A 22,314-nucleotide genomic window follows, 5' to 3' on the forward strand; every position below is an offset into this window, starting at 1 on the left:
GGTTTCAGACGCCGTGCGAGATGCCACTAAGCGGCGCGTTCTTGGGCCTTCCCTTTCTGGACAAAACGCAACACCATTCGCCGAATCAAAGAGACGATGAAAATTGGATACCCTCTCGACCAGCGAGCGAAGTGAACGGATGGCACGTATCCATGGCAGGGATACGAAACCAGAAATGGTCGTGCGCCGACTCCTACACCGCATGGGCTATCGCTACCGGCTCCACCGCGGCGACTTGCCCGGAAAGCCGGACATTGTTTTTGGAAAACGCAAAAAGGCGATTTTCATTCATGGGTGCTTTTGGCATCGTCACGACGATCCAACGTGTCGGCTCGCTCGCCTTCCAAAGTCCCGACTGGAATTCTGGGGGCCGAAACTATCGGCGAACGCGGAGCGCGATGCGCTCAAACAGGATGCATTGAAGCGGCTCGGCTGGAACGTACTGGTTGTCTGGGAATGCGAATTGCGGCAGAGTGAACAATTAGAGAACAAGCTGCGCCAATTCGTGGGGGAATAGCATGAAGTCGATCGAGCTCTTCGCGGGCGCTGGCGGGCTTGGCATGGGCGTTAGCCGTGCGGGTTTCACACCGCAAGCGGTAATCGAGTGGGACCGATGGTGCTGCGACACCATCCGCGAAAACCGGGCGGATGGACTTGGCCTGGTTGGTGATTGGCCCGAGCCGACCGAGGGCGACGTCCGTCGCGTGGATTTTCGTGGGCACGAGGGCAAGATCGATCTGGTGACCGGTGGCCCGCCCTGCCAGCCATTCTCGCTGGGTGGGAAGCACCGCGCGCACGCGGATTCCCGGGATATGTGGCCGGAAGCCGTTCGAGCCCTGCGAGAAACCAAGCCTCGCGCCTTTATCTTCGAAAACGTCAAAGGCTTAACCCGCGAAACCTTCGCAACGTACTTTTCGCACATAGTCCTGCAAATGACCTACCCCGAATTGGCCGCCGAAAGGGACGAGGGCTGGGAAAGCCATCTGCGCCGACTTGAAAAACACCACACCGGCCGCCGCGGCCCCGCGGGTCTTGAATATAGAGTTGTTTGGCGGGTGCTGAACGCGGCCAACTACGGCATTCCGCAGCGTCGTGAGAGGGTGGTTTTTGTAGGTTTCCGCGCCGACCTCGACATCAAATGGGCTTTTCCACTGGAAACGCATTCCCTAGATGCCCTGCTCTGGGATCAAGAGAAGGGTGACTATTGGGACCGGCACAAGGCCCGTAAGGTCGAACGCAAGATCAGCGACCGACATCTTGAACGCGCGGCGCGTCTCGATAGCAAACCAAAAACCGCGCCATGGCGGACAACTCGAGACGCGATTGGCGATCTGCCCGATCCCGAACATGAGTGGGGCAAAGCCGCGAACCACAACGACCACCGGTTTCAACCTGGGGCGCGATCCTATCCCGGCCATACGGGAAGCCCACTCGATGAACCAGCCAAGACCCTGAAGGCGGGTGTCCATGGCGTTCCTGGTGGCGAGAACATGTTGCTGCGGCCAGATGGAAGCGTGCGCTACTTCACCGTGCGCGAAAGTGCCCGCTTGCAAACGTTCCCGGACAATTTTCGCTTCCACGGCGCATGGTCCGAAACCATGCGCCAACTTGGCAACGCCGTGCCGGTGGAACTAGCGAACATCGTCGCGCGCAGCGTGAAACGCCATCTCACATTTGGGGGATCGGACTTTCTGAAATGAAGGGTACGTCGGAATTCGACGCGCTGGGGGGCTGCGTGACTGGAGATGTCTACAATCCGCTCGACAAGCTGAACCTTGCTCGTAGCATCGAATTTGAATTGTTGACGCGTCAACCTGGACCGCTTTCGTCGGTCGATCATATTCCCGGTGCGGGCGTCTATGTTATCTATTACTCTGGCAACTTGCCCATCTACGCCCCGATTGCTGCAGGCAACAAAGATGGTGTCTTTCAGCGCCCAATTTATGTGGGCAAGGCCATTCCGAAGGGTGGTCGAAAGGGCGGCCTTCGGAAAGACTCCGCAACCGTAGGCAATGCGCTTGCAAGTCGTCTTCGTCAGCATGCGGCATCGATTGATGAATCTACGAATCTCGACCTTGCTGACTTTTTCGTCCGGCATCTAGTGGTCGATGATATCTGGATTCCATTAGGTGAGAACATGCTGATTGAGACATTCAAGCCGGTTTGGAATCGCGCAATTGATGGATTTGGAAATAAGGATCCGGGGCGCCGGCGGGCCACACAGTACAAATCACCATGGGATGTCCTTCACCCTGGAAGAGGGTTTGCTAATAAATTAGCGGACAGCACTTTGACGCCCATATTTCTTACGACGAGAGTAGAAGATTATATTGCCGGTCGACCATTGGCAAAACTTCCAAAATTTATTATTGAGCAGCAGGCTGAAGCAGATGCAGAGGCGCAACTTAGCGTGGACGAAACGTAGTTATGCGCCATCCAGATCGAGATATTTTGAATATTGGCCAATTTATAACAGCACTCAAAGAGAGTCGAGACGGGGCGAATCATCCTATTTGGTATCGAGGTCAGGACCGCGCCGCATGGTCTTTGATCCCCGGCATCGGCCGACCCGGTAACAACATCGCGGCGGAGCTGGCCACGATCAAAAGGTTTAAGCAGAGCGCTTCTCAATATCTTCCCAATCGCCCCACTGACGATTGGGAATGGATATTTTTAATGCAGCACCATCGCGCCCCTACTCGCCTACTAGACTGGAGCGAAAGCTCCTTAGTCGGTTTATTTTTTGCTGTCCAAAACCCTGTGCATGACGATCACCCCGCTGCAGTTTGGTGTCTCGATCCGATCGACTTGAATAAGAAGTCTGGCCACAACCGGGCCTTTGAACTCGATATTTTGGCCTTCGGGATCGACAGGGTCCTCGACAATTATCTTCCTGATCGGATTAATGAGCGCGTCGATCGATTGGCACCTATCGCCGCGATTGGGCCGCGCAATTCACCTCGCATGGTGGCACAGGCTGGGACCTTTACTGTTATTCATGCAGAGGCCACCTCTATAGAAGCAGTTGGCGATCAAAGCCATATATGGCGTCTAGTGATCCCCGCTGCCGAGAGATCGAACATGCGGGAAGAACTTAAGTTGCTAGGTATTTCTGAGCACTCACTTTTCCCTGACTTGGACAGGGTCGCGTTGTTAGCGAAGGGCCTAGTTGCATGACAAGTTTCAGCCTGGGGTATCTGCTAAATTCGTCAGCGTGGAATCTTTTTCGCATACGCGACAGGATCGACATGGAGCCTGAATACCAGCGCGAGGGTGATGTTTGGACGTCGGGAAAGAGAAAGTTGTTGATTGATACCATCATCAATGGCTTTGATGTGCCAAAGATCTACATGCATAAATTCGCCGAGCCAATTGAAAAAAATGGCAAATCTTATGAATACGCCGTTATCGATGGCAAGCAGCGATTAAGCGCCATATGGGATTTTATTCAAGGAAAATTCGGACTTGACGAGGATTTTACCTACGTAAAAGATGAAGTGGTAAAGGCGAAAAACTTTACCTACAGTGATCTAGGCAGAAACTATCCAGACATAAAGGCCGACTTTGACGCCTATCATATAGCCGTAGTCACCATAGAGACTAAGGATATTGAACTAATTGAAGATATGTTTTCACGGCTGAACGAGGCTATGCCCTTGAACGCTGCAGAAAAACGGAACGCACGCCCAGGCCCTCTTCCCAAAGCTGTGCGCGAGCTTGTAGAACATAGCTTCTTCACCGAGAAACTACCATTTACCAATCGGCGCTATCGACATCTCGATTTGGCAGCAAAGATGCTTCTGTTAGCAAGTCGAGAAAACGTAGTGGATACGAAGAAGGCTTATATCGATCGGTTTTTCGAACTCCATGCGAAATCCGAACAGGCTCAGATAGACCCATACGTCGACAAAGCGTCGACTGCGCTAGACCATATGGCGGAGTTATTCGTCGACAAAGATGGCCTCCTGCGATCCGTTGGTATGGTTACGCTCTACTTCATTCTTTTCGAACGTGCGCTTGAGCTAGAAATGGTCTCCCAAATCACCCGCCCAATCCTTCAGGGATTCGAAGATTTTCGTCGCGAAAATCGTGTTAAGGCGCAAGAAGATTTACCGGATGCGGAATATGATCTTCTCGAATTTGACCGCTACACTCAGTCACCAAATGACGCGATCGCCATGCGGTTTCGACTCGCAGTTATAGACGAAAAGGCCTTTGGCAATCGATTCGGCTTTGAATATCCGGAATAGCGACCCCCAAGAATAGAGGCGGTGTAAACCTTTTAGCAGGACGGTCTCGCTAGCTCCCTACCCGCTTCTTCCAATCATCATCCCATAATGTGCGCCAGCAAATCCAGCCCGGCCTGCAAGAGCTTCGTCACCACGTCCCAGCCCTCCCCCTGTCTGTGCGTGTTGATCGGACCGTCGGCTTGGCGGACTTTCTGCGTGGCCGACCGCCAGGAACCCCGTCCGGGCATCACGCGCCCAGTCTACGCATGGCTTGTTTCGCGAAACCATGGAACGAGGCCGCATCTCAGGAGTTATATTAGGTCAACCTTGAAAGGAGGCAGCAATGAAGAAGCTCCTGCTTGTCTCGGTTATCGCCATTGCTTCGGCGGCGGCGATGATCGCCCCCGCTAGCGCTCGAAGTCACGTCTTCATCGGCATCGGCGGCGGCTATAACGACTATTACGGCAACGACTATTACAACGGTTATGGAGATTACGGCGGCCGCTACTATGGTCCCTATCATGCCTATGACGCCTATGATGACGGCTACAGGCCCCGTTATTATCACCGGTACCACCGTTGCCACGTCGAGCTGGTCAACCACTGGCGCCACCACCACAGGGTCGTCGAGGAAGTCCGCGTCTGCGGATGATTTGATCTGATCGAGTGAAACCGATCCGGCCGGCATCGTCGGCCGGATCATTGCGGCGGGCGATTTCTACCCCACGCGCCTCATCATCATGCCATAGTGCACCGCCAGCAAATCCAGCCCGACCTTCAACAGCTTCGTCACCACGTCGCGCCCCTCGCCGGTCTGCTCGGCCAGGCTCTTGATGGACCCGCCGGCGCAGCAGACTTTCCGCACCACCACGGCCACCTCCCAATGCCCGAGCGCCCTGGTGGCGGCGGTGTGCGCGCGGCCGGCGTCGAGCACGCTGTCGGCGATGCCGCCGCCCTGGCGGCCACCGTCGACGCGCTCGGTCCAGCGCATCGGCTTCACATCGGCCTGCTGGCTGCACTGAAAATCCTCGCGGTAGCGCTGGCCGGCTTCGCGCTGCTGGCGCGACAGCGAGGTGATGCCCAAAAGCGGATCGACATTGCGCACCCGCACGATGCCGCCGGTGGAGGTGTGGCCGTCATTCGACACCTCGTAGACGCGCCGTGCCTCCGACGTCCCGATGGTCAGCCGCTTGCGGCCGAATTCGTCGTCCCTCAGCGCGAAATCATGGCCGATCTCGCGGCGGATGCGCACCTGCTCGGCCTCGCCCTTCGGCAGTTTCGGCGCTTGCGGTTTGGCGGGTTTGGTCTTTTTGGGCATGGCTGGCTCCTTGCTGTTGGGTGTTCGAGTGGGGCTTTGCAGAACCTGGGTTCCTCGCCCCCGCGAAGCGGGGGAGAGGTGGCCGTGAAGCGGACGGAGAGGGGGCGGCGCCGACAGCAGGCGTTGTTTCAGGGTTGGGCGTCCAGCGATCAATTCTCAACCGGCTTTGACTTCGCCGAGGGCGTCCCCCTCTCCGTCCCGGCTTCGCCGGGCCACCTCTCCCCCACTTCGCCGGGGCGAGGAATCCAAGACTTGCGAGGTCTGCCGCCGCGCCATCAGCTCGCGCATGGTGCGCCTCTCCCGCACCTCGATGCAGAGCTGGGCGCTCGACGGGCAGAACTGGGCGTTGCCGCTCCTCACCTCGCCGCGCACGAAGCGCTGGATGGCGGCCTGCAGGTCGCACAGATCGGCGTCGCGTACCGCACCGAGATAGCCGCGCATCTGCATCTCGACATCAGTCAGGGCGGATTGCGGGAAGCATGAGAACATCGCGGCCAGCGCCTTCGTCGCCTGCTGCAGTTCGGCTGCGGTCATGGGTGCGGATCTCCTCGATGATGGCGTTGGCGGCGTCGGCGTGGGTTTTCGGCCTGATCCAGCCGGCCGGCTTTTTCGGTCCGCGCGGCGGAGGCTGCTCCGTCTTTTCCCGTGAAAGACCGGAAGCTTTTTCACTCTGGTTTCTGGAGTCTGGAAGATGCCGTGGCAAAGAACCGGCATTCGCCGCCTCATGCGCCTTTGTTTTCAAAGCGGTGGCGGCGCCGCCGCGCGCGCCGGCGGCGGCCCTCGCCTCGCTTTTGGCCTGCGCCTTGTGCAGCTCTTTCGTCAGCCGCTTGTGACCGATCTCGCCCGCTTCGCGCTCGAAGAAGGTCAGGAGATCGGCGCTGATGGCGCGCCATCCTTTCAGGGACAGGCGCGCCACCCGCGCCAGCTTGGCGTCGTCGTCGGGCAACCGGCCGCCGGCGTTCCACATCGCCATCAGGATGAGCATGTAGGCGCCGATCTGCTCGGTGGTGAGTTGAAGCGTGTCGCCGACGAAATCGGAGACGTAGAGCTGCATGAAAGGCCGTTCGCTCATGCCACCCTCCGCGCCGCGCGCACGGCCCACGCGATGGAACCAGCCGTCGGCCCGTACGTTATGACGCCACCACGCCAAGGGGAGGTTTGCCGATGACGGCTTTCATGCCGGTTACCCTGCGCTTTTGCGACAACAAGACCATGCTGGTCGGCTCGGTGGCCGACGCCGCGACCGCGCTGCGGCACCCATGGCCCGACAAAACCGCGCCGGCCTATCTCGACGCGGCACGGCTGGTCAGGCTCGCCGTTGAGGGCAGTTGCTGCCCGCGTACGGCCTTCGAGGCCTTCACCAGGGCCGCCAGGCAACAGGGCATTTTGGTGGCAAGGCCGAGAAGCCGCGCCCACGATTGGCTCGACGCGGCCGCCAGCCCGTGAAGCGGGCGCAGGAGCGATGCAACCGCCTGCCGGCCTCGCGCGTTTATGAGCGTCGGCTTGAAAGCCCCGCGCAGACCGAAGGTGAATGTCGTGGGTACGATGAAAACCGGAGTGCCGCTCAAAGTGAGCCTGGACGGGCATGTCGAGGAAATTGACAATGTCAGCGATGCCGCCGATTTCCTGCAGCGCTGGCCGATCGAGCGGCGCGGTCATGTCTATCGCAGCGCGCTCAACGCCTGCAGCGCGGCGATCGCGGCACAGATATCGGAATCCGATGCGATAAAGGCGTTCACCGGCTTCGCCCGCGTCACGGGCATCCTGGTTGCCGACAGCGGGCCGGCCATGAGACTGGAACCCCGGCCGGTGCAGAGCCGCATGCCCAAGCAAGGCCGGCAGGCGCCGAAATAGGGTTCCGCCTCTTTCTCCCCGTTTACGGTTAGAAATGCCCGGCAGCGCAATGACGGGCGGCGCCAGTTCGGTAAGTGGCATCTGAATCGGATGCTTGAAGTTCATATCATCCTCAACCCGCCTCGTCAGCGCGGCCCGTCATCCGCCTGCCGGCGTTCGCCGTTCGCGAGCCAGGCAATCGGCTTTTCGTCCGCTGCGCGGACCACGTCTTACCTCCCCGGATAGTGACGGGGAGAAGGGAAGCTCAACCCGCCTCGCAAACACGGCGGCGAAAGCGCGCCTGGTGATAGCCGCAGTAGCTTTTCATCGCCTTGGTGCGCATGCCGCAGCACAGCATGTCGGCGCCCGGCCGCCCGCCCGGCGCATCGTTTTCAGGATCTTCTTCGAGCGTCAGGTCCAGCGGCGCGCGGCAGCGGCCGAACAGGCAATCGATGAAGCGCATCGCCACCCCATGCGGCTGGCGGCCGATGGGGCCGCGCCGCGGCGCCGGCACCCTGAAGCGATAGGCTTCGCCGTCGGCGATCAGCACGCCCACCTCGCGCACGAACAGGCGCGGCGGCAGCCAGACCGGCGAAGCGTCGTGCCTGACCCGGGCCATGGCCTTGCGCGTGTCGACGCCTTTGCCGACGGGCACATTGACACCCTTTTTTACGGCTGCGGCCGCCTTGCCGGTGGCCTTGCCCTTTGTCCTTCCGCTGGCCTGCGTTCCGCCGGTCCGCTTGTCCTTCGCCCGTTCGCCGGCAACCTGCCTGGCCGCCGGCGGCATGCCCTTGCCGTTGGCGAAGCCGATCGCGCCCAGCATGGCGTTGCGGTGGACGATGCCTATGATGGCGTTGCGCGATACCGGGCTGCCGCGCAGTGTGCTGAACGCCGCCGCGATCTTCGAGGCCGAAAGCCCTTCCTTCAGCCAGCGGGCGATCTCTTGCAATTCGGCGTCGCTATAGCTTGCCATATCCAGGCTCCATCCAGCGGTCCGCCTTCGGCCGCGCTTGAAGAGCGCACCGTCGGCCAGGCGTCAGGGTTCGGGCCCGGTCCGGGCCACGGTCAGGGGTGTTGCGTTCGAAAGCCGGCTTCCGCCGGTGTCAGCCGGAGCGGATCGATTGCCGGCTGCGAGGCGCGCCAGCCGCGCCTCCGCGGTCTTTCTGTCGGGGGCGGAAACCGCCCTGCCCGTCATCGGCTCGAACAGGATGACGGTGCCGTCCTGCGTGCGGATGCAGGAGCGGGCGAACGGACCGGCAGGAGACCGGTCGAATTGGAGGCCGGAGCCGAGGGGAGCGGCGGCTCCGGCCGTTCCGGCCGCCGGTGACGGGCGGACCGGACCCGAGGCATCAAGGCTCTCGGGCTTCGCCCCGGCCGGGGAGGAGGACGGCCGGAGCGGAAGGGAATGGGCGGCGACTTCAGTCGCCGGATGCGCCTCACGGGAGGCCGGCGCCACGGCGCCATGAAAACTGGACAGGTTCTGCATGGCCAGATATAAGCATAACTCAAAAATAGATGCAAGCCATTCTTTCATAGACGAGAGCAGCTTTCATCGCTCACATGGGCGCCATGGCGAAAACGGAACTGTCGATCAAGGTCGGGGCGGCGATCCGCCAGGCGCGCAAGCAGCGCGGGCTGGTCATGCGTCACATTGCCGAGCACAACGACACCGATGTCGCCGCCGTCGGCAATTGGGAAACCGGCCGCAACCTGCCCAAGACCGAGAACCTCTTGAAGACCGCCGCCTTCCTGCGCGTCGACCCGGTCGCGCTCGGCAAGGGCGAGGTCGTTTTCCTCGACGAAGCCGGCCCGGTGGCGGACGCCGAAATCGTCACCGATGCCGGGCCATTGCCGGCCGGACCGATGGACATCGAACTGCTTGGCGCCGCGGTCGGCGGCGACGATGGCGACTTCACCTTCAACGGCGAGGTCGCCGGCTATGTCCAGCGTCCGCCAGGCATCGCGCATCTGCGCAAGGTGTTTGCGCTGCACGTGCTCTCCGATTCCATGGTGCCGCGTTACGAGCCTGGCGAAATGCTCTATTGCGGCGGCCGCGACGCCGTGCCCGGCGACCACGTCGTGATCGAGACCTTCCCGGAAGAAAACGAGCGCAACGGCAAGGCCTTCATCAAGAAACTGGTCAAGCGCACGGCAGGCGAGCTGGTGGTCGAGCAGTACAACCCGCCGAAAACGCTGACCTTCAACCGCTACGCCATCAAGCACGTCTGGCGCGTCATCCCACTGAAGGAATTGCTGGGGTATTAGCGCCCCCGCTTTTCGGCACGGCGAACCGCGCATGCTTTTGCGCCGTTGGATTCTCTCGGGAGTCACGGCATGGATCCTAGGGCGAAGCAGTCGCGCAGCGGCGTTGCGTAGACCCTAGGATCCATGCCGCGGCCGAGAGGAAGGGCCACCGCGACGAAGAACAGATCCGGCCAGCGGGCGATATTCGCCCGCACACCCACTCAAGCCCGCCTGGACCGCTCCAGCGGCACTTCGCGATCGCTCAGCATCAGCGCTTCGCTGCGCACGCGCTGGCGCTCGTCGATGAACGCGGCCTGGATTGACACCGCCGTGCCGGGCAGCCCTTCGGCGCGGCAGGCGGAGCAGACGATGCGCCGGGACAATACGGCCAGCGGCGTGTTTCCCGTCACCCCGAACCGCTTCAGCTGATCGGGCCGCCACCACCTGTTGCGGCCGCAATCGGCGCACTCCACAGAGATCGAGGCAACCTGCGCGATCACTGGTTCCCTGCCTGGCAATGCCATCGCCCCTCCTGCCTTTTGTTCCTGATTTGTTCTTATATTCGTGTGTTTTGAACCCGGAGTCGAGTCATAGCCTCAAGACATTCCCAAAAGTTTTCCTTCTGCAGTTCTTGAGTTATGCTTATATACGCTTGCAAATGTGAGTCGGGGCGTGAACCAAGTCCCGGCATCGGATCCGGGAGCAATGATGGATGCAGCCGATTTCGCCCGCGCCTGCGGTTACACCGGCGACAGCCCTGCTTTGCTCAAAGCCTTCGAGGCGATCCGCTGCAACGGCATTGCCCATGCCCGCCAGGACCATTTCAGGCGCAAGGCCGTCATCGACGAACTGAAACGGTCCGAGCCGCTGTTCCTGGCCGCGATCGGCCCGGCCCTGTCGGCGGACGAAGCCATCGAGGACGCCGCCCGTTTCATCGCCTGCTGGCGCAACATGCCGCGCTGGCGCCAGGAGCGGCGCCTGCCCGATCTCGCCAGGGCCAGGCAGCAGCGTCTGGTGGCGCGCTTCTTCCGCCGCTACGGCCATCGTCCATGGACGCTCGCAGCGGCCTGAAATGCGGCAGCCAGCGAGATGGGTCTGATGATGTCGAAAAACATCAGGGTCCCTCACGATATCAGGAATCACCAGCGCCTCGTTTCTTCCAGCACCCCTCGTCCATTCGCGCCGATCCACTTTCTCCCCCAAGGAGGAAGGCAAAGCGCCCCCGGCCCTGATTCCGTCGAATTGATGCGTGACTGGTGACCACCAAACCGCCGGAAGGACCCGCCATGAAACGCCTCGTTCTTGCCGTCCTGTGGATAATGACGCTCGCTTTGTCCGCTCATGCCGCCGGCGACACCACGACCGGGCTTGCCGACACCACGGTGCTGATCGTGCGGCATGGCGAAAAGCCTGACAGCGGTCCTGGCCTGTCGCCGCAGGGCGAGGCCCGCGCGCAAGCCTATGTCGCCTATTTCCAGACCTTCATGCTCGATGGCGTGCCGTTCCGGCCCAATGTGCTGGTGGCCAGCGCCGATTCAAAAAACAGCGCGCGCGAACGGCTAACGCTGATGCCACTTTCCGAAGCGCTGAAACTGCCGATCGACCAGCGCTTCGCCGATAGGGAAGCTCAAGGCCTCGTCGCCGCGCTCGCCAGCGAAACCCATGGCAAGTCGATCCTGATCGCCTGGCACCACGGCCAGCTGACCAAGCTCATCAAGGCGTTCGGCGCCGACCCCAAGGCACTGCTGCCGAACGGCAAATGGCCAGACGACGAGTTCAACTGGGTGGTGGTGCTGCGCTTCGACCATGCGGGGCATGTGGTGCCGGATTCGGCGCGCGTGATCGAGGAGAAGCTGCCGGGTTGAAATGGCCAGCGCTGACGCCCAGGCGCAAACCTCTGCTCACCTCCGCACCCGTGACTTCAGCCAGCGATCAAAGGCCACCGCCAGGATCAGGATCAGGCCGATGACGATGCTTTGCGTGTAGGACGAGACATTGTTGAACTGCAGCCCGTTCTGCAGCACGCCGATCAAGGCCGCCCCAACCACCGTGCCGCCGACCGAGCCGATGCCGCCGAACAGTGAGGTGCCGCCGATGACGACGGCGGAGATCACCGTCAGCTCATAACCGATGCCGGCGACCGCTTCCGAGGAATTCAGCCTGGCCGACAGCACGAAAGCGGCGAGCCCGGCGAAGAATCCGACGGTGACATAGACCGAGACCAGGATGCGGTCGACGCGCAGGCCCGACAGCCGTGCCGCCTCGGCATTGCCGCCGACGGCATAGACGGCCCGGCCATAGCGCGTGTAGCGCAGCACGATGTGGCACAATATGGCGGCAATGGCGAAGATGATCGCCGGCACCGGCACCGGGCCGATCAGCCCCGTGCCGAACCAGCGCATCGAGGCATCGAAGCCCGAGATCGGGCCGCCATTGGAGATGGTCAGCGTCAGCCCGCGAAACACCGTCAGCCCGCCCAATGTCACGACAAAGGGCGGCACTTTCAGCCTTGTGATGGCAAGCCCCTGCACGCCGCCGGCGGCGGCTCCCACCACCACGGCGGCGAGAAGTGCCGCGAACCAGCCATAGCCCTGCGTTCCAGATGTCGACAGCGAAAGCGTGTTGGCCGCGCCGCCCTTGGCGACCACGGCCGCGACCATGCCGCAGAAGGCGAGCAGCGAGCCGACCGAAAGATCGATGCCGGCGGTGAGGATGACGAAGGTCATGCCGAGCGCGATCAGCCCGGTGATCGAGATCTGCCGCGTGATATTGAACAGGTTGATGGGGTCGATGAAGCTCGGCTTCAGCACGGTGAAGACGACGACGAGGGCTGCCAGGAACAGCAGCGGCCCGAAGCTCATCAAAAGCCTTGCGAGTGTGGCGCCGCCGCGCTGGCCCTGTTCCTCGGCGATGCTCATCGTGCCAGCCCCTCCCCATCCCGCCCGAGTGCTTCCTGCCCGCGCGCGTCCTGTCCCCTCGCATCCTGCTTGTCGAGCGCCATCAGCTCCATCAGTTTTTCCTCGTTTGCCTCGACGCCCGGCATCTCACCGGTGATGCGGCCCCGGCGCATGGTGACGATGCGGTCCGACACCGCCAGCACCTCGGGCAGTTCGGACGAGATCATCATCACCGCGATGCCGCGCGCCGCGAGCTGCACCAGGATCTGGTGGACTTCCGCCTTGGCGCCGACATCGACGCCGCGCGTCGGCTCGTCGACGATCAGCACCTTGGGATCGCGCGCCAGCCAGCGCGCCAGGATCACTTTCTGCTGGTTGCCGCCCGACAGGCCCTCGATCGCCTGCTCGGCCGACGCCATGCGGATCGACAGCATTTTGCGGAAACCCGACAGCGCGTCGCGCTCGCGCCGCTCGGCCATGAAGCCGAAACCGTTGCTGAACCGCCCGAGCGAAGCGACGGAGAAATTCGGCAATATGCCGAGTGCCGCAAAGATCGCCTGGTGCTTGCGGTCCTCCGGCACAAGGCCGATGCCGAGCGCGATGGCGTCGGCGGGCGAAGCCGGCGCGATCGGTTTGCCTAGAAGCGTGATCGTGCCCGCCGCGATGCGGTCGGCGCCGAAGATGGCGCGCGCCAGTTCCGTGCGGCCCGAGCCGACAAGGCCGGCGACGCCGAGGATCTCGCCGGCCTTGAGGTCGATGTCGACGCCGTCGAGCACGATGGCGTGCGGCGCCTCGGGATCGCGCACGGTGCGTAAGCCGCGCACCGACAGCACGACATTGCCGGCCACCGCGCGCTGCACAGGCCGCGCATAGAGTTCTGACGCGGCACGCCCGACCATTTTTTCGATGATCCGTGGCAACTGGATCGGCCCCCGCTCGCGGTCGAGATGCCCGGCCAGCCTGCCGTCGCGCAGCACCGTCATGCGATCGCAGATGGCCGATGCCTCCTCGAGCCGGTGGGTGACGAACATGATGGCGACCTTGTCCTTGCGCAGCCGGTCCATGATCGACAGCAGCCGCTGCACCTCGGTCTCGGTCAGCGCCGAAGTCGGCTCGTCCATGATGATCAGCCGGCTTTTCAGCGACAGCGCGCGGGCGATCTCGACCAGCTGCTGCTCGGCCACCGACAGCGCCGACACCGGCGTCATCGGGTCGATGGAAAGGCCGACGCGGGCGATGATGGCGCGGGAGTCCTGCTCCATCTTGCGCCAGCTCACCAGCCCGAGCGGACCGGTCGGCGCGCGGCCGATAAAAATGTTCTCCGCTACCGTCAGCGTCGGGATCAGGCTGAGCTCCTGGTAAATGGTGACGATGCCGTGCTGCTTGGCATCCTGCGGACGCGCCGGCTGGTAGTCGGCGCCGTCGAAAATGATGCGCCCGCTCGATGGCGGCATGACGCCCGACAGGATCTTGAGCAGCGTCGATTTCCCCGCGCCGTTTTCGCCGAGCAGGCCGAGGATTTCGCCCGCCCTGACCTCGAGCGAAACGTCGCTCAGCGCGGTGACGCCGGCGAAATGCTTGGTGACGCCCTCGACGGCAAGCAGGACGGGCGATGCGGATTCAGCTGGCTGCAAGGAGTGCTCCTTGATGCGGTTCAGGCTGCGCTTGAACACCCCCCTCTGGCCTGCCGGCCATCTCCCCCGCAAGGGGGGAGATCACCAGTGTCTCTGACGGCGCTTTTCCTGCAACGTTTGAGGTTGGCGAAAGGAGACGAACGGTCAATCTCCCCCCTTGCGGGGGAGATGTCCGGCAGGACAGAGGGGGGTGCTGTCCCGCCCGCCTCGCCACCAATCGGCCGATGTCCACCCGCCCTACTTCGTCTCGTTCAGCCTCTCGGCCTTGTCGAGATTGTCCTTGCCGATGACGATCGGCGTCAGCAGCACCAGCTTCTCCTTCGGCTCGGTCTTGCTCTTGGCGTAGGCGACCGCGATCTGCACGGCGGTGCGGGACTGCTGGCCGGGGAACTGTTCGACCGTGCCGGCAAGCTTGCCGTCGCGCACGGCGACCAGCGCTTCCGGCAGCGCGTCGAAACCATAGATCTTGACGTCGGTGAAATTGCGCGCGGCACAGGCTTCGAGGGCGCCGAGCGCCATGTCGTCATTGGCGCAGATGATGGCGTCCGGCTTGCCATTGGCGGCAAGGCCGGCTTCCGTCACCGACAGCGCCTCGGCACGGGCGAAGTTGGCGGTCTGCTCGAAGATGATCTGGTACTTGTCCTTCAGTGGATCGAGCACATTGTGCACGCCCTTGTTGCGGTCGATCGCCGGACCCGCGCCCGGCTGGCCCTGCAGGTGGAACAGCTTGGCGCCGTTGGGGAATGCCGCCACCACGGCCTTGGCTTCCGCCTCGCCGCCCTTGACGTTGTCGGCGCCGACATGGGCGAGGATGCCCTGGACACCGTCGACGCGGCGGTCGATCGTCACCACGGGAACGCCGGCCTTGACCGCTTCCTCGATGGCCGGCGCCAGCGCGTTGACGTCGAGCGGCGAAATCACGACCGCGTTGACCTTCTGCACCAGCGCCGCCTCGATGTCGGCGGTCTGCTTGGTGGCCGAATTCTGGCCGTCGCTCTCGGTCAGGTTGACCCCTTGCGCCTGCGCCTCGGCCTTGATCTCGTTCAGCATGTGCACGAAGAACGGAAAGCCGAGATTGGGCACCGAGCCCAGTATGGTCAGCTTGTCCTCGGCGAACGCCGAACGTGCGGCCAGCACCAAGGCGCCCGCGGCCACGGACGTCATCAGGAATTCACGTCTGTTCATGGGTGATCCTCCTCCACAAGAACGCACGGCCCCGGAAACCGGGACCGGTTTCAGGAAGGATCATGCGTCGGTTCAAAGTGTTGGAGCATCCTCCTTGCGCCTGATGGCGCATGCCGCTCCAGCTGACGGCCGCCTAAAATTCCTCCGATCGGCGTCAACAAGAGGATGCTAACCCAGGGTCAACCATCTGTGCAACATCGATATAACAGCGCTGGTCAGCGAATTATCAGAATTATCGGAATTTTTGGATTGCGAGCATTCGGCCTTTGCCTGATGGCTATCGAAGACATCGTCCGCGACTGGTTCATAAGTCGCGGCTATCTCACCTGGCGGGCTTATCGGTTTTGACCCACTCTCCCATTTTTGTTGAAATGGCGAAATTATCCGCCTGCTGGAAGCTGATGGTTGGCACGAGGTTGCCCGAAAGGGTAGCCATGCGCAATTCAAACACCGCGACAAGCAAGGGCGGGTCACCGTTCCTCATCCCAAGCGCGATATCCCGATAGGCACTTTACGCAGCATTGAAAAGCAATCTGGACTGAAACTGAGGTGACGACATGAAGCAGTATATCGGACTTATCCATAAGGATGCCGGCAGCGACTTCGGTGTGTCCTTCCCTGATTTCCCGGGCGTGATTACCGCTGGTAAGGATCTGGATGAGGCCCGGATCATGGCCGAAGAGGCCCTCGCCCTCCATATCGAAGGGTTGGTCGAGGACGGCGATGCTGTTCCGGAGCCGTCCAGTCTGGAGGCTGTGATGGCGGACGCCGATAACCGTGACGGTGTTGCAATCCTGGTCGCGGCCAAGACCGAGGCCAGGAAGACCGTACGGATCAATGTGACGCTGCCGGACGACGTTCTCCAACGGATCGATGCCTTCGCCGAAGCCCATGGCTATACCCGGTCCGGTTTTCTCGCGAAGGCGGCTGAGAAAGTGATGAAGCTTGAAGCGGCTTGAGGCGGGTCGCTCAAAGCAACCTCGGCTTCGCCAGCGCTATCGAGGCCGAGGCTTTCGCCCTACGAGTACCCCCACCCCTATCCCCTCCCCACAAGGGGGAGGGAGACTTTAGCATGTTTTCCGATGTGGGGCGAAAGCGACGGTGCGCGCGGCAGCATTCCCTCCCCCTTGTGGGGAGGGTTAGGGTGGGGGTCTCTCTTCGCAAGACTCCTTATGCGATAGCCCTGCGGCGCCGGCGGATGGGACGCACGACAACAGGACCTGAATTTTCAAAGCCCAAGGGTTGGAGAACTGCATGAAACCGCACGTCGTCTGCCATATGCTCGCATCGCTTGACGGCAGTCTTCATCCGAGCCGCTACACCACAAGCCCGGACGGAACCCGGGCCGAATGGTCAGGCATCTATGAACAGGTCCATGGGGATCTCGAAGGTGACGCCTGGATCGTTGGCCGTGTCACCATGGCCGAGATGAGCAAGGTCGGCGCGCACCCGCCGGCGCATGCCGGCAAGGTCGAGCGGCCGCATCATTTCGCCCAACGCGACGCGGGCAGCTTCGCCGTCGCGCTCGATGCCTCGGGCAAGCTCCATTTTTCCAAGTCAGACATCGGCGGCGACCATGTCGTGGTGCTGCTCGGCCACCGCGTTGCCGACAGCCATCTGGCCGAGCTCGCCGCCGACGGCGTCTCCTACATCGTGTCGGAGACGGCGGAGATGGATCTCGGCCGGTTACTCGACGTGCTCGGGCGCGAGCTCGGCATCCGCCGGCTGCTGCTCGAGGGCGGCGCCGGCATCAACGGCTCCTTCTTCGCGGCAGGCCTCGTCGATGAACTCAGCCTTCTGGTTGCCCCGGCGCTCGATGCGCGGGCGGCAAACCAGGGCTTTGTCGAGTTCGGCGAAAGCGGCCTCGCCGGCAAGGTGCTGTTGTCACTGACAAGCTGCGAAGCCCTTGCACATGGGCTCATCCACTTGCGCTACGCCGTCACCCCCGGCTGAAGCCGTTTTGCGAAGCGCATCAGTATCGCATCGCGTCGAGATCGGCGATCAGCGTCGGCCCGGTCGGATGCCAGCCAAGCCTCGCCTGGGTCAGCGCGCTGGAAGCCGGCAGATCCATGGGGGCGAACATCGCCATCCAGCCGAAATGCTCCCCCGCCTGTTCAGGCGCGATCGAAACGACCGGCACGTTCAGGCCCCGCCCGATCGCCTCGGCGATCGCGCGTACTTCCACCCCTTCCTCGCCGACGGCGTGATAGCGCGCGCCGGGCTGCCGCTTTTCCACGGCGAGCCGGAAAAGGCGCGCCGCGTCGAGAACATGGCCAGCGGAGAAGCGGTTGCGGCCTTCGCCGACATAGGCCGCGACGCCTTTCTGGCGTGCGATCTCGATCAGCGGCGTGATCAGCCCCTGCTTGACCGTATCGTGGACCTGCGGCAGGCGCACCACGGATACGTTGACGCCGGCCTCGAGCAAGGCATTGCCTGCCTGTTCGGAGGCGATGCGAGGATTTCCGTGGCTGGGATTGAAGACGTCCTCGACCGCCAGTTCGCCATGTCCGGGACTGCCCATGCCGACGCCGGATGTGATCACCAGCGGGCGATCGGATCCAGCAAGGGCCGAGCCGAGCGCGGCGATGACGCGCCTGTCCTTTTCGCAATTCTCGACAAACCGCGAAAAATCATGGTCGAACGCGGTGTGGATGACGGCTTCCGCCTTCGCCGCGCCGTCGCGCAAGCCGTCGGGATCCTCGAGCGTTCCGCGATGGACCTCGGCCCCTGCCGCGGCGAGCGCCTCCGCGCCAGCGTCGGAGCGGGTCACGCCAATCACCTGATGGCCCGCCTTGATAAGTTCGGGAACAAGCGCCGAACCGATGAAGCCGGTCGCGCCGGTGAGAAAGATACGCATGCAAAATCTCCTGCACAGTTGCAGGCGCAGTATCCCCGATCTATTATTCCATTAAAGTAGTGACCTTATCATGGTATAATTGCTAACAGGATCGGCCATGACCATCCATTCCGCAGGTTCGCTCGCAGCCTTCCTGAAAGACCGCCGCACCCGGCTCGATCCGGCATCGTTCGGCTTCTCCGGGCGCAGGCGCACGCCGGGGCTGCGCCGCGAAGAGGTCGCCCAGCGCGCCAACATAAGCCCGACCTGGTACACATGGCTGGAGCAGGGCCGTGGCGGCGCGCCCTCGGCCGATGTGCTGAACCGGATCGCCAAGGGACTGCTTCTGACCGAGGCGGAACGCGAACATCTTTTCATGCTCGGGCTGGGGCGCCCGCCCGAAGTCCGCTACATCGGGGCCGACGGCGTCAGCCCTCGCCTCCAGCGCCTGCTCGATACGCTCGATGCCAGCCCCGCTCTGATCAAGACGGCCACCTGGGATGTCGTTGCCTGGAACCGCGCCGCCGAAGTGGTGCTGACCGACTACGGCGCCCTGCCCGCCGGCCAGCGCAACATCCTGCGCTTCATGTTCCGCAGTCCCACTACCCGCGCCAAGCAACACGATTGGGAAAACCTCGCCCGTTTCGTGGTGGGCGCGTTCCGGGCCGATGCGGCGCGCGCCGGCGCGGTGTCGGAAGTCACCCAGCTGGTCGACGAACTCTGCAGCGTCAGCCCCGAATTCGCCGCCCTGTGGGGGGAAAACGACGTGCTCAGCCACGGCGACGGGACCAAGCGCCTGAAGCACCCGGAACTCGGCGACATCGAGCTGGAATACTCGGCCTTCGCGGTCGACGGCCGACCGGACCTGAGCATGATCGTCTACAACCCGCTGGACGATAAGGTCGCCGGCCGCATCCGCGATCTCGCCCGGCGGCCGAAGCCGCAGAAGCCGGACGATCACCCGGCGCCATGACGCCCGGCCGGTTGAACGTCGAAGCGCCACGCCAGGGTACAGGAGACCGCATGAACGAGCAGCGTGTCCATCAGATTTTCGAGGTCAGCCTGCTGCTTAAGGGCGCACATGCGCTGGTCGAATGCATCGGCGGCCTGCTGCTTGCCCTTGTCAGCACCAGCACGATCGTGGCGCTGGTGAACAGGCTGACACAGGAAGAGCTGACCGAGGACCCGAACGATTTCATCGCCAGCCATCTGATGCACGCGGCGAGCCATTTCTCCGTCGGCACGCAGCATTTCTACGCGTTCTACCTGCTCAGCCACGGCCTCATCAAGATTGCCCTGGTGGTGGGCCTGCTGAGGGGCAAGCTATGGGCTTATCCGGCCTCGCTGGTCGCCTTGCTGCTGTTCATCGTCTATCAGCTCTACCGCTTCAGCTATACCCATTCGGCGGGGCTGATCGTGCTCACCCTGTTCGATCTCATCGTCATCTGGCTGATCTGGCATGAATACCGCCTCGTTCGGCGCCACAAGGTGGCAAGCCGTTAGAGGCGCCCGCCGGATCATCCGACTATGATCGGCCGTCCGCATCGACAGTGGAGCAATACAATCCTGTGCGAATTCGTGCTTCCCTGCGTATTACCCGGCGATAGCCACTACACCACCGGCCGTGCGCGGCCCTTGCAAGAAGCGAGCGCTGGTTTGAGGATTTTGAATGCGACCAGACAATGGGCCCGAGCCATCAGGCGTGATGTCGTCGCCCTCTGGCTTGCCGCCCGCGACCCGCGCGTACCCTGGTATGCCAAGGCGGTTGCCGGTGCGGTCGCCGCCTACGCGCTGAGCCCCATTGACCTGATCCCCGACTTCATTCCGGTCATCGGCTATCTGGACGACCTCATCATCGTGCCGCTGGGAATCATGCTGGCGGTCAAGCTGGTGCCGGTCGATCTGATGCGGGAATTCCGGGACGAAGCGACCGGACGCGCCAAGCCGGTAAGCAAGGCCGGCCTGATATTCATGATCGCGGTCTGGATAGTCGCGGCAGCGGCGTTGCTCTGGCTATTCTGGCCGACTCACCCGGCCTAGATTCAAACTGATCCGTTGCCTCCGGTCATTGCGATGGCTCCGGCGCCAGGACCAGCCTGATCTCCTCGGCCGCCTGCGCGGCGTGGCGGCGCACGGTGGCAAGGTCGAGCACGCTGTAGGTGGTCGCCACATAAGGTACGGTGAGTGCCGCGACCGAATGGCCGAACGGTCCGATGACCGGAAAGGCGAGGTCGATGACGCCCGGCTGCAGCCCGTCCGCCACCTCTTCATGGCCGTCGGCGCGGATGCGGGCGAGCGCCTCCACCACATCGGCCTTTTCGTCAGCGATACCAGTGGCTTGCAGCCATTGATTGACTCTGTCCCGCGCCTGGAACGCCATCAGCGTGCGTCCGGTCGCGGTGGTGAACAGCGGAAACTCGGCGCCGACGCGGACGCGAAAACCGAACGCCGCCGGGCTTTCCACCTGCGCCAGGATCAGCACCCTTCCGGCATTGTGGACGCCGAGATTGCAGGATTGCTGGATGGCGTCGGACAGCCGCCGCATCGAAGGCAGCGCCGCCTGGACGAGGCCGCGCAGCGGCTCGTGCCGGTGCGCCAGCTCGAACATGCGCGGCGACAGGAAATAGGGCCCGGCCGGGCGGTCGCGGAAGATGTAGCCGCGCCGCTCCAGCGCCTGCAGCACGCGGTATATCTGGTGGATCGAGCGGCCGACCGCCTCGGAAATCTGGCCCTGGTTCAGGCCGTCCTTCTGGTCGGCCAGGAGTTCGATGATGTCGAACGCCTTTTCCAGGGCCGGCACCGAGTAATCCGGCGCTTCCGCGGTCTTGCCAGCCATGCCCCACAATCCTTCCCGGACCAAGGCAATTCCAGGAAAAGCGTGAACGGTTTTCCCACAGGAATTGCGTCAAATAAGAGAATCAGGGGCTTACCATAGCTACAAGGCGGCGCCCATCGAAGCCGTCATCAGCCGGGCGATGCGCCGGTTGATGTCGTCTGGCACCGGCTGCGCGCCCGCCGTAAGCCCGTTGCCCTTCACCACCCTCTCCAGCGACAGCGCCTGCAACATGAAGCCGATGTCCATGGATTCGATCGAATTGCCCTTCGGCTCGCTGCCGGCAAGGTTGAACATGCGCCCCTCGGCAACGAGGATGATATGCCGCCCAGTGGCGAGGTCGAGCCGCCGCAACGTGCCGTCCAGATCGGTGGCCGCGGTGGTCATGGTGCCAAGGCCGTCCGTGTCGATCTCCCACGGGAAGTGCCCGGAATTGGCCAGCACCGCGCCATCCCGCATGGCGGCGATCGCGCTGGCCGGCAGCACGCCGGCGCGGCCGGTGGCGGTGATGAACACTTCCGCCCACGGCGCGAGGTCGGCGAGCGGAGCCACGCGATAGCCGTCGAGTGCCGCCTCCAGGGCCTTGATCTCGTCGACCTCGACGACAGCCACGCGTCCGCCGAGCGCCCGCAGATACTGCGCGATGCCGCGTCCGCACCAGCCATGGCCGATGACGCAGAAGCGCCGGCCGGGAATCATCAGATTGGTGATGCGCATGAAGCTCTCGACCACAGACTGGCCGACCGCGTGCTTGTTCTCGCCGATCGCCTTCAGCGGACTGTCATTGATGACTATCGAAGGGAACGGCACCTTGCCGGCCAGATCGCCGCGCAGCCGGTCGCCGCCCGAGGTCGTCTCCTCGGTGCCGCCGAGGATGGACGCCGCGATGCCGCGTTCGACAACGCCCGCGGCAAGGTCGGCGCCGTTGTCGAGCAGCATGTCGGGCTTTGCATCCAGCACCCGCGCCAGATTGGCGTGATGATCGGCCAGCGTATCGGCCCGGCGGCCGAAAATCCCGATGCCCTGGCTTTGCAGGAAGGCGACGACATCGTCCTGCGTCGAGCCGTGATTGCCGGTGCCGACGATCTCGGCGCCGCCCTCGGCCAGCACTTCGAGCAACACGGCCGTCTTCGGTTCGACATGCAGGGACACCCCGATGCGCCGGCCGGCGAAGGGTTGCGTGCGGCGGAACTCCTCGCGCAGCCCGGCCAGCAACGCCATGCGCGAACGGATCCAGGCGATGCGGGCGCGGCCGCGCTCGACCAACTCGGTGGTGGTCGCCGGATTAGCCTGGGCTTGGGTCAT

At 62.9% G+C, this 22,314-nt stretch carries 29 protein-coding genes; 17 read left to right on the top strand and 12 right to left on the bottom strand.

Features of this window, described 5'->3' with window-relative positions:
* The first annotated feature begins 103 nt into the window (after positions 1–103).
* From vsr to FJ930_RS25605, 6 genes are all read left to right on the top strand, one after another.
* Positions 104–517 carry a DNA mismatch endonuclease Vsr gene (vsr, locus tag FJ930_RS25580; protein WP_141840604.1) on the top strand — a complete coding sequence of 138 codons (414 nt, stop codon included), beginning with the start codon at positions 104–106 and terminating at the stop codon, positions 515–517.
* Position 518: 1 nt separating this feature from the next.
* Positions 519–1,700, top strand: coding sequence for a DNA cytosine methyltransferase (locus FJ930_RS25585; RefSeq protein ID WP_141840605.1), 1,182 nt, complete (start codon positions 519–521; stop codon positions 1,698–1,700).
* On the top strand, positions 1,697–2,425 hold the full coding sequence (locus FJ930_RS25590; RefSeq protein ID WP_181763464.1) for an Eco29kI family restriction endonuclease: 729 nt from the start codon (positions 1,697–1,699) through the stop codon (positions 2,423–2,425). Before FJ930_RS25585 ends, FJ930_RS25590 begins: the two co-directional genes overlap by 4 nt.
* Before the next feature lie 2 nt (positions 2,426–2,427).
* A complete protein-coding gene (locus FJ930_RS25595; protein WP_141840607.1) occupies positions 2,428–3,177 on the top strand; it encodes an FRG domain-containing protein in 750 nt (249 codons plus the stop codon).
* 71 nt (positions 3,178–3,248) lie between these two features.
* The gene (locus tag FJ930_RS25600) at positions 3,249–4,250 is read left to right on the top strand and encodes a DUF262 domain-containing protein (RefSeq protein ID WP_281408917.1); all 1,002 of its coding nucleotides are present in this window, start codon (positions 3,249–3,251) and stop codon (positions 4,248–4,250) included.
* A 322-nt stretch (positions 4,251–4,572) separates the two neighbouring features.
* A complete protein-coding gene (locus FJ930_RS25605) occupies positions 4,573–4,881 on the top strand; it encodes a hypothetical protein (RefSeq protein WP_141840609.1) in 309 nt (102 codons plus the stop codon).
* 66 nt (positions 4,882–4,947) lie between these two features.
* On the opposite strand, the gene FJ930_RS25610 is transcribed toward FJ930_RS25605, so the two are convergent.
* The 3 genes from FJ930_RS25610 to FJ930_RS25620 form a co-directional block, all read right to left on the bottom strand.
* On the bottom strand, positions 4,948–5,547 hold the full coding sequence (locus FJ930_RS25610) for a DUF6456 domain-containing protein (protein ID WP_141840610.1): 600 nt from the start codon (positions 5,545–5,547) through the stop codon (positions 4,948–4,950).
* Positions 5,548–5,703: 156 nt separating this feature from the next.
* A complete protein-coding gene (locus FJ930_RS25615; protein ID WP_141840611.1) occupies positions 5,704–6,081 on the bottom strand; it encodes a hypothetical protein in 378 nt (125 codons plus the stop codon).
* Positions 6,002–6,619 (bottom strand): DUF1376 domain-containing protein, encoded by a 618-nt coding sequence (locus FJ930_RS25620; RefSeq protein WP_141840612.1) that lies wholly within the window; start codon positions 6,617–6,619, stop codon positions 6,002–6,004. The genes FJ930_RS25615 and FJ930_RS25620 overlap by 80 nt, the downstream gene beginning before the upstream one ends.
* A gap of 92 nt (positions 6,620–6,711) precedes the next feature.
* On the opposite strand from FJ930_RS25620, the gene FJ930_RS25625 reads away from it, so the two are divergent.
* Positions 6,712–6,993 (top strand): DUF982 domain-containing protein, encoded by a 282-nt coding sequence (locus tag FJ930_RS25625; protein ID WP_140749825.1) that lies wholly within the window; start codon positions 6,712–6,714, stop codon positions 6,991–6,993.
* Positions 6,994–7,038: 45 nt separating this feature from the next.
* Positions 7,039–7,401: a DUF982 domain-containing protein gene (locus FJ930_RS25630; protein WP_141840613.1), complete on the top strand. Its 363-nt coding sequence runs from the start codon at positions 7,039–7,041 to the stop codon at positions 7,399–7,401.
* Between the two features lie 244 nt (positions 7,402–7,645).
* On the opposite strand, the gene FJ930_RS25635 is transcribed toward FJ930_RS25630, so the two are convergent.
* Positions 7,646–8,353, bottom strand: coding sequence for a GcrA family cell cycle regulator (locus FJ930_RS25635; RefSeq protein WP_141840614.1), 708 nt, complete (start codon positions 8,351–8,353; stop codon positions 7,646–7,648).
* Between the two features lie 63 nt (positions 8,354–8,416).
* On the bottom strand, positions 8,417–8,866 hold the full coding sequence (locus tag FJ930_RS25640) for a hypothetical protein (RefSeq protein WP_246677026.1): 450 nt from the start codon (positions 8,864–8,866) through the stop codon (positions 8,417–8,419).
* 74 nt (positions 8,867–8,940) lie between these two features.
* Here FJ930_RS25640 and FJ930_RS25645 point away from each other — a divergent pair, with 74 nt between their 5' ends.
* On the top strand, positions 8,941–9,645 hold the full coding sequence (locus FJ930_RS25645; protein WP_140698842.1) for a helix-turn-helix transcriptional regulator: 705 nt from the start codon (positions 8,941–8,943) through the stop codon (positions 9,643–9,645).
* Between the two features lie 200 nt (positions 9,646–9,845).
* Here the strand turns inward: FJ930_RS25645 and FJ930_RS25650 are convergent, their stop codons facing one another.
* Positions 9,846–10,148 carry a hypothetical protein gene (locus tag FJ930_RS25650; protein ID WP_141840615.1) on the bottom strand — a complete coding sequence of 101 codons (303 nt, stop codon included), beginning with the start codon at positions 10,146–10,148 and terminating at the stop codon, positions 9,846–9,848.
* 181 nt (positions 10,149–10,329) lie between these two features.
* On the opposite strand from FJ930_RS25650, the gene FJ930_RS25655 reads away from it, so the two are divergent.
* Together FJ930_RS25655 and FJ930_RS25660 are read left to right on the top strand one after the other, a co-directional pair.
* Positions 10,330–10,695, top strand: coding sequence for a hypothetical protein (locus FJ930_RS25655; protein ID WP_246677027.1), 366 nt, complete (start codon positions 10,330–10,332; stop codon positions 10,693–10,695).
* Positions 10,696–10,910: 215 nt separating this feature from the next.
* Positions 10,911–11,489 carry a flagellar basal body-associated protein FliL gene (locus FJ930_RS25660; protein WP_246677028.1) on the top strand — a complete coding sequence of 193 codons (579 nt, stop codon included), beginning with the start codon at positions 10,911–10,913 and terminating at the stop codon, positions 11,487–11,489.
* Positions 11,490–11,525: 36 nt separating this feature from the next.
* Here FJ930_RS25660 and FJ930_RS25665 read toward each other — a convergent pair whose 3' ends face one another.
* The 3 genes from FJ930_RS25665 to FJ930_RS25680 all read right to left on the bottom strand — a co-directional run bounded on the left by FJ930_RS25665 (position 11,526) and on the right by FJ930_RS25680 (position 15,340).
* A complete protein-coding gene (locus tag FJ930_RS25665; RefSeq protein ID WP_141840616.1) occupies positions 11,526–12,542 on the bottom strand; it encodes an ABC transporter permease in 1,017 nt (338 codons plus the stop codon).
* Positions 12,539–14,155, bottom strand: a complete 1,617-nt coding sequence (locus FJ930_RS25670) for a sugar ABC transporter ATP-binding protein (RefSeq protein WP_141840646.1) — start codon at positions 14,153–14,155, stop codon at positions 12,539–12,541. Before FJ930_RS25670 ends, FJ930_RS25665 begins: the two co-directional genes overlap by 4 nt.
* A 237-nt stretch (positions 14,156–14,392) precedes the next feature.
* On the bottom strand, positions 14,393–15,340 hold the full coding sequence (locus FJ930_RS25680) for a substrate-binding domain-containing protein (protein WP_141840617.1): 948 nt from the start codon (positions 15,338–15,340) through the stop codon (positions 14,393–14,395).
* 379 nt (positions 15,341–15,719) lie between these two features.
* On the opposite strand from FJ930_RS25680, the gene FJ930_RS25685 reads away from it, so the two are divergent.
* The 3 genes from FJ930_RS25685 (at position 15,720) to FJ930_RS25695 (ending at position 17,293) form a co-directional block, all read left to right on the top strand.
* The gene (locus FJ930_RS25685; protein ID WP_141840647.1) at positions 15,720–15,893 is read left to right on the top strand and encodes a type II toxin-antitoxin system HicA family toxin; all 174 of its coding nucleotides are present in this window, start codon (positions 15,720–15,722) and stop codon (positions 15,891–15,893) included.
* Positions 15,894–15,897: 4 nt separating this feature from the next.
* Complete coding sequence (locus FJ930_RS25690; protein ID WP_140749855.1) at positions 15,898–16,299, top strand: type II toxin-antitoxin system HicB family antitoxin; 402 nt, start codon at positions 15,898–15,900, stop codon at positions 16,297–16,299.
* Between the two features lie 295 nt (positions 16,300–16,594).
* On the top strand, positions 16,595–17,293 hold the full coding sequence (locus FJ930_RS25695) for a RibD family protein (protein ID WP_140748775.1): 699 nt from the start codon (positions 16,595–16,597) through the stop codon (positions 17,291–17,293).
* Between the two features lie 19 nt (positions 17,294–17,312).
* Here FJ930_RS25695 and FJ930_RS25700 read toward each other — a convergent pair whose 3' ends face one another.
* Positions 17,313–18,197: an SDR family oxidoreductase gene (locus FJ930_RS25700; RefSeq protein ID WP_141840618.1), complete on the bottom strand. Its 885-nt coding sequence runs from the start codon at positions 18,195–18,197 to the stop codon at positions 17,313–17,315.
* Positions 18,198–18,294: 97 nt separating this feature from the next.
* Here FJ930_RS25700 and FJ930_RS25705 point away from each other — a divergent pair, with 97 nt between their 5' ends.
* From FJ930_RS25705 to FJ930_RS25715, 3 genes are all read left to right on the top strand, one after another.
* Positions 18,295–19,149: a helix-turn-helix transcriptional regulator gene (locus FJ930_RS25705; RefSeq protein WP_141840619.1), complete on the top strand. Its 855-nt coding sequence runs from the start codon at positions 18,295–18,297 to the stop codon at positions 19,147–19,149.
* 50 nt (positions 19,150–19,199) lie between these two features.
* Complete coding sequence (locus FJ930_RS25710; protein ID WP_140748766.1) at positions 19,200–19,679, top strand: DUF2127 domain-containing protein; 480 nt, start codon at positions 19,200–19,202, stop codon at positions 19,677–19,679.
* A 153-nt stretch (positions 19,680–19,832) separates the two neighbouring features.
* Positions 19,833–20,216 (top strand): YkvA family protein, encoded by a 384-nt coding sequence (locus FJ930_RS25715; protein WP_141840648.1) that lies wholly within the window; start codon positions 19,833–19,835, stop codon positions 20,214–20,216.
* Positions 20,217–20,241: 25 nt separating this feature from the next.
* Here the strand turns inward: FJ930_RS25715 and FJ930_RS25720 are convergent, their stop codons facing one another.
* Entirely contained in the window at positions 20,242–21,012 is a 771-nt protein-coding gene (locus FJ930_RS25720) for an IclR family transcriptional regulator (RefSeq protein WP_141840620.1), read from the bottom strand.
* Positions 21,013–21,111: 99 nt separating this feature from the next.
* A complete protein-coding gene (locus tag FJ930_RS25725; protein WP_141840621.1) occupies positions 21,112–22,314 on the bottom strand; it encodes an adenosylhomocysteinase in 1,203 nt (400 codons plus the stop codon).

Source organism: Mesorhizobium sp. B2-4-15 (assembly GCF_006658505.1).
Taxonomy (GTDB): Bacteria; Pseudomonadota; Alphaproteobacteria; order Rhizobiales; family Rhizobiaceae; genus Mesorhizobium.

Coding starts and splice junctions, on each gene's coding strand:
- FJ930_RS25665 (WP_141840616.1), bottom strand. CDS start 12,542: ATGAGCATCGCCGAGGAACAGGGCCAGCGCGGCGGCGCCACACTCGCA.
- FJ930_RS25630 (WP_141840613.1), top strand. CDS start 7,039: ATGAGCGTCGGCTTGAAAGCCCCGCGCAGACCGAAGGTGAATGTCGTG.
- FJ930_RS25700 (WP_141840618.1), bottom strand. CDS start 18,197: ATGCGTATCTTTCTCACCGGCGCGACCGGCTTCATCGGTTCGGCGCTT.
- FJ930_RS25710 (WP_140748766.1), top strand. CDS start 19,200: ATGAACGAGCAGCGTGTCCATCAGATTTTCGAGGTCAGCCTGCTGCTT.
- FJ930_RS25595 (WP_141840607.1), top strand. CDS start 2,428: ATGCGCCATCCAGATCGAGATATTTTGAATATTGGCCAATTTATAACA.
- FJ930_RS25610 (WP_141840610.1), bottom strand. CDS start 5,547: ATGCCCAAAAAGACCAAACCCGCCAAACCGCAAGCGCCGAAACTGCCG.
- FJ930_RS25605 (WP_141840609.1), top strand. CDS start 4,573: ATGAAGAAGCTCCTGCTTGTCTCGGTTATCGCCATTGCTTCGGCGGCG.
- FJ930_RS25680 (WP_141840617.1), bottom strand. CDS start 15,340: ATGAACAGACGTGAATTCCTGATGACGTCCGTGGCCGCGGGCGCCTTG.
- FJ930_RS25690 (WP_140749855.1), top strand. CDS start 15,898: ATGAAGCAGTATATCGGACTTATCCATAAGGATGCCGGCAGCGACTTC.
- FJ930_RS25635 (WP_141840614.1), bottom strand. CDS start 8,353: ATGGCAAGCTATAGCGACGCCGAATTGCAAGAGATCGCCCGCTGGCTG.
- FJ930_RS25600 (WP_281408917.1), top strand. CDS start 3,249: ATGGAGCCTGAATACCAGCGCGAGGGTGATGTTTGGACGTCGGGAAAG.
- FJ930_RS25640 (WP_246677026.1), bottom strand. CDS start 8,866: ATGCAGAACCTGTCCAGTTTTCATGGCGCCGTGGCGCCGGCCTCCCGT.
- FJ930_RS25720 (WP_141840620.1), bottom strand. CDS start 21,012: ATGGCTGGCAAGACCGCGGAAGCGCCGGATTACTCGGTGCCGGCCCTG.
- FJ930_RS25625 (WP_140749825.1), top strand. CDS start 6,712: ATGACGGCTTTCATGCCGGTTACCCTGCGCTTTTGCGACAACAAGACC.
- FJ930_RS25695 (WP_140748775.1), top strand. CDS start 16,595: ATGAAACCGCACGTCGTCTGCCATATGCTCGCATCGCTTGACGGCAGT.
- FJ930_RS25645 (WP_140698842.1), top strand. CDS start 8,941: ATGGGCGCCATGGCGAAAACGGAACTGTCGATCAAGGTCGGGGCGGCG.
- FJ930_RS25585 (WP_141840605.1), top strand. CDS start 519: ATGAAGTCGATCGAGCTCTTCGCGGGCGCTGGCGGGCTTGGCATGGGC.
- FJ930_RS25620 (WP_141840612.1), bottom strand. CDS start 6,619: ATGAGCGAACGGCCTTTCATGCAGCTCTACGTCTCCGATTTCGTCGGC.
- FJ930_RS25660 (WP_246677028.1), top strand. CDS start 10,911: ATGAAACGCCTCGTTCTTGCCGTCCTGTGGATAATGACGCTCGCTTTG.
- FJ930_RS25615 (WP_141840611.1), bottom strand. CDS start 6,081: ATGACCGCAGCCGAACTGCAGCAGGCGACGAAGGCGCTGGCCGCGATG.
- FJ930_RS25705 (WP_141840619.1), top strand. CDS start 18,295: ATGACCATCCATTCCGCAGGTTCGCTCGCAGCCTTCCTGAAAGACCGC.
- FJ930_RS25590 (WP_181763464.1), top strand. CDS start 1,697: ATGAAGGGTACGTCGGAATTCGACGCGCTGGGGGGCTGCGTGACTGGA.
- FJ930_RS25650 (WP_141840615.1), bottom strand. CDS start 10,148: ATGGCATTGCCAGGCAGGGAACCAGTGATCGCGCAGGTTGCCTCGATC.
- FJ930_RS25725 (WP_141840621.1), bottom strand. CDS start 22,314: ATGACCCAAGCCCAGGCTAATCCGGCGACCACCACCGAGTTGGTCGAG.
- FJ930_RS25655 (WP_246677027.1), top strand. CDS start 10,330: ATGATGGATGCAGCCGATTTCGCCCGCGCCTGCGGTTACACCGGCGAC.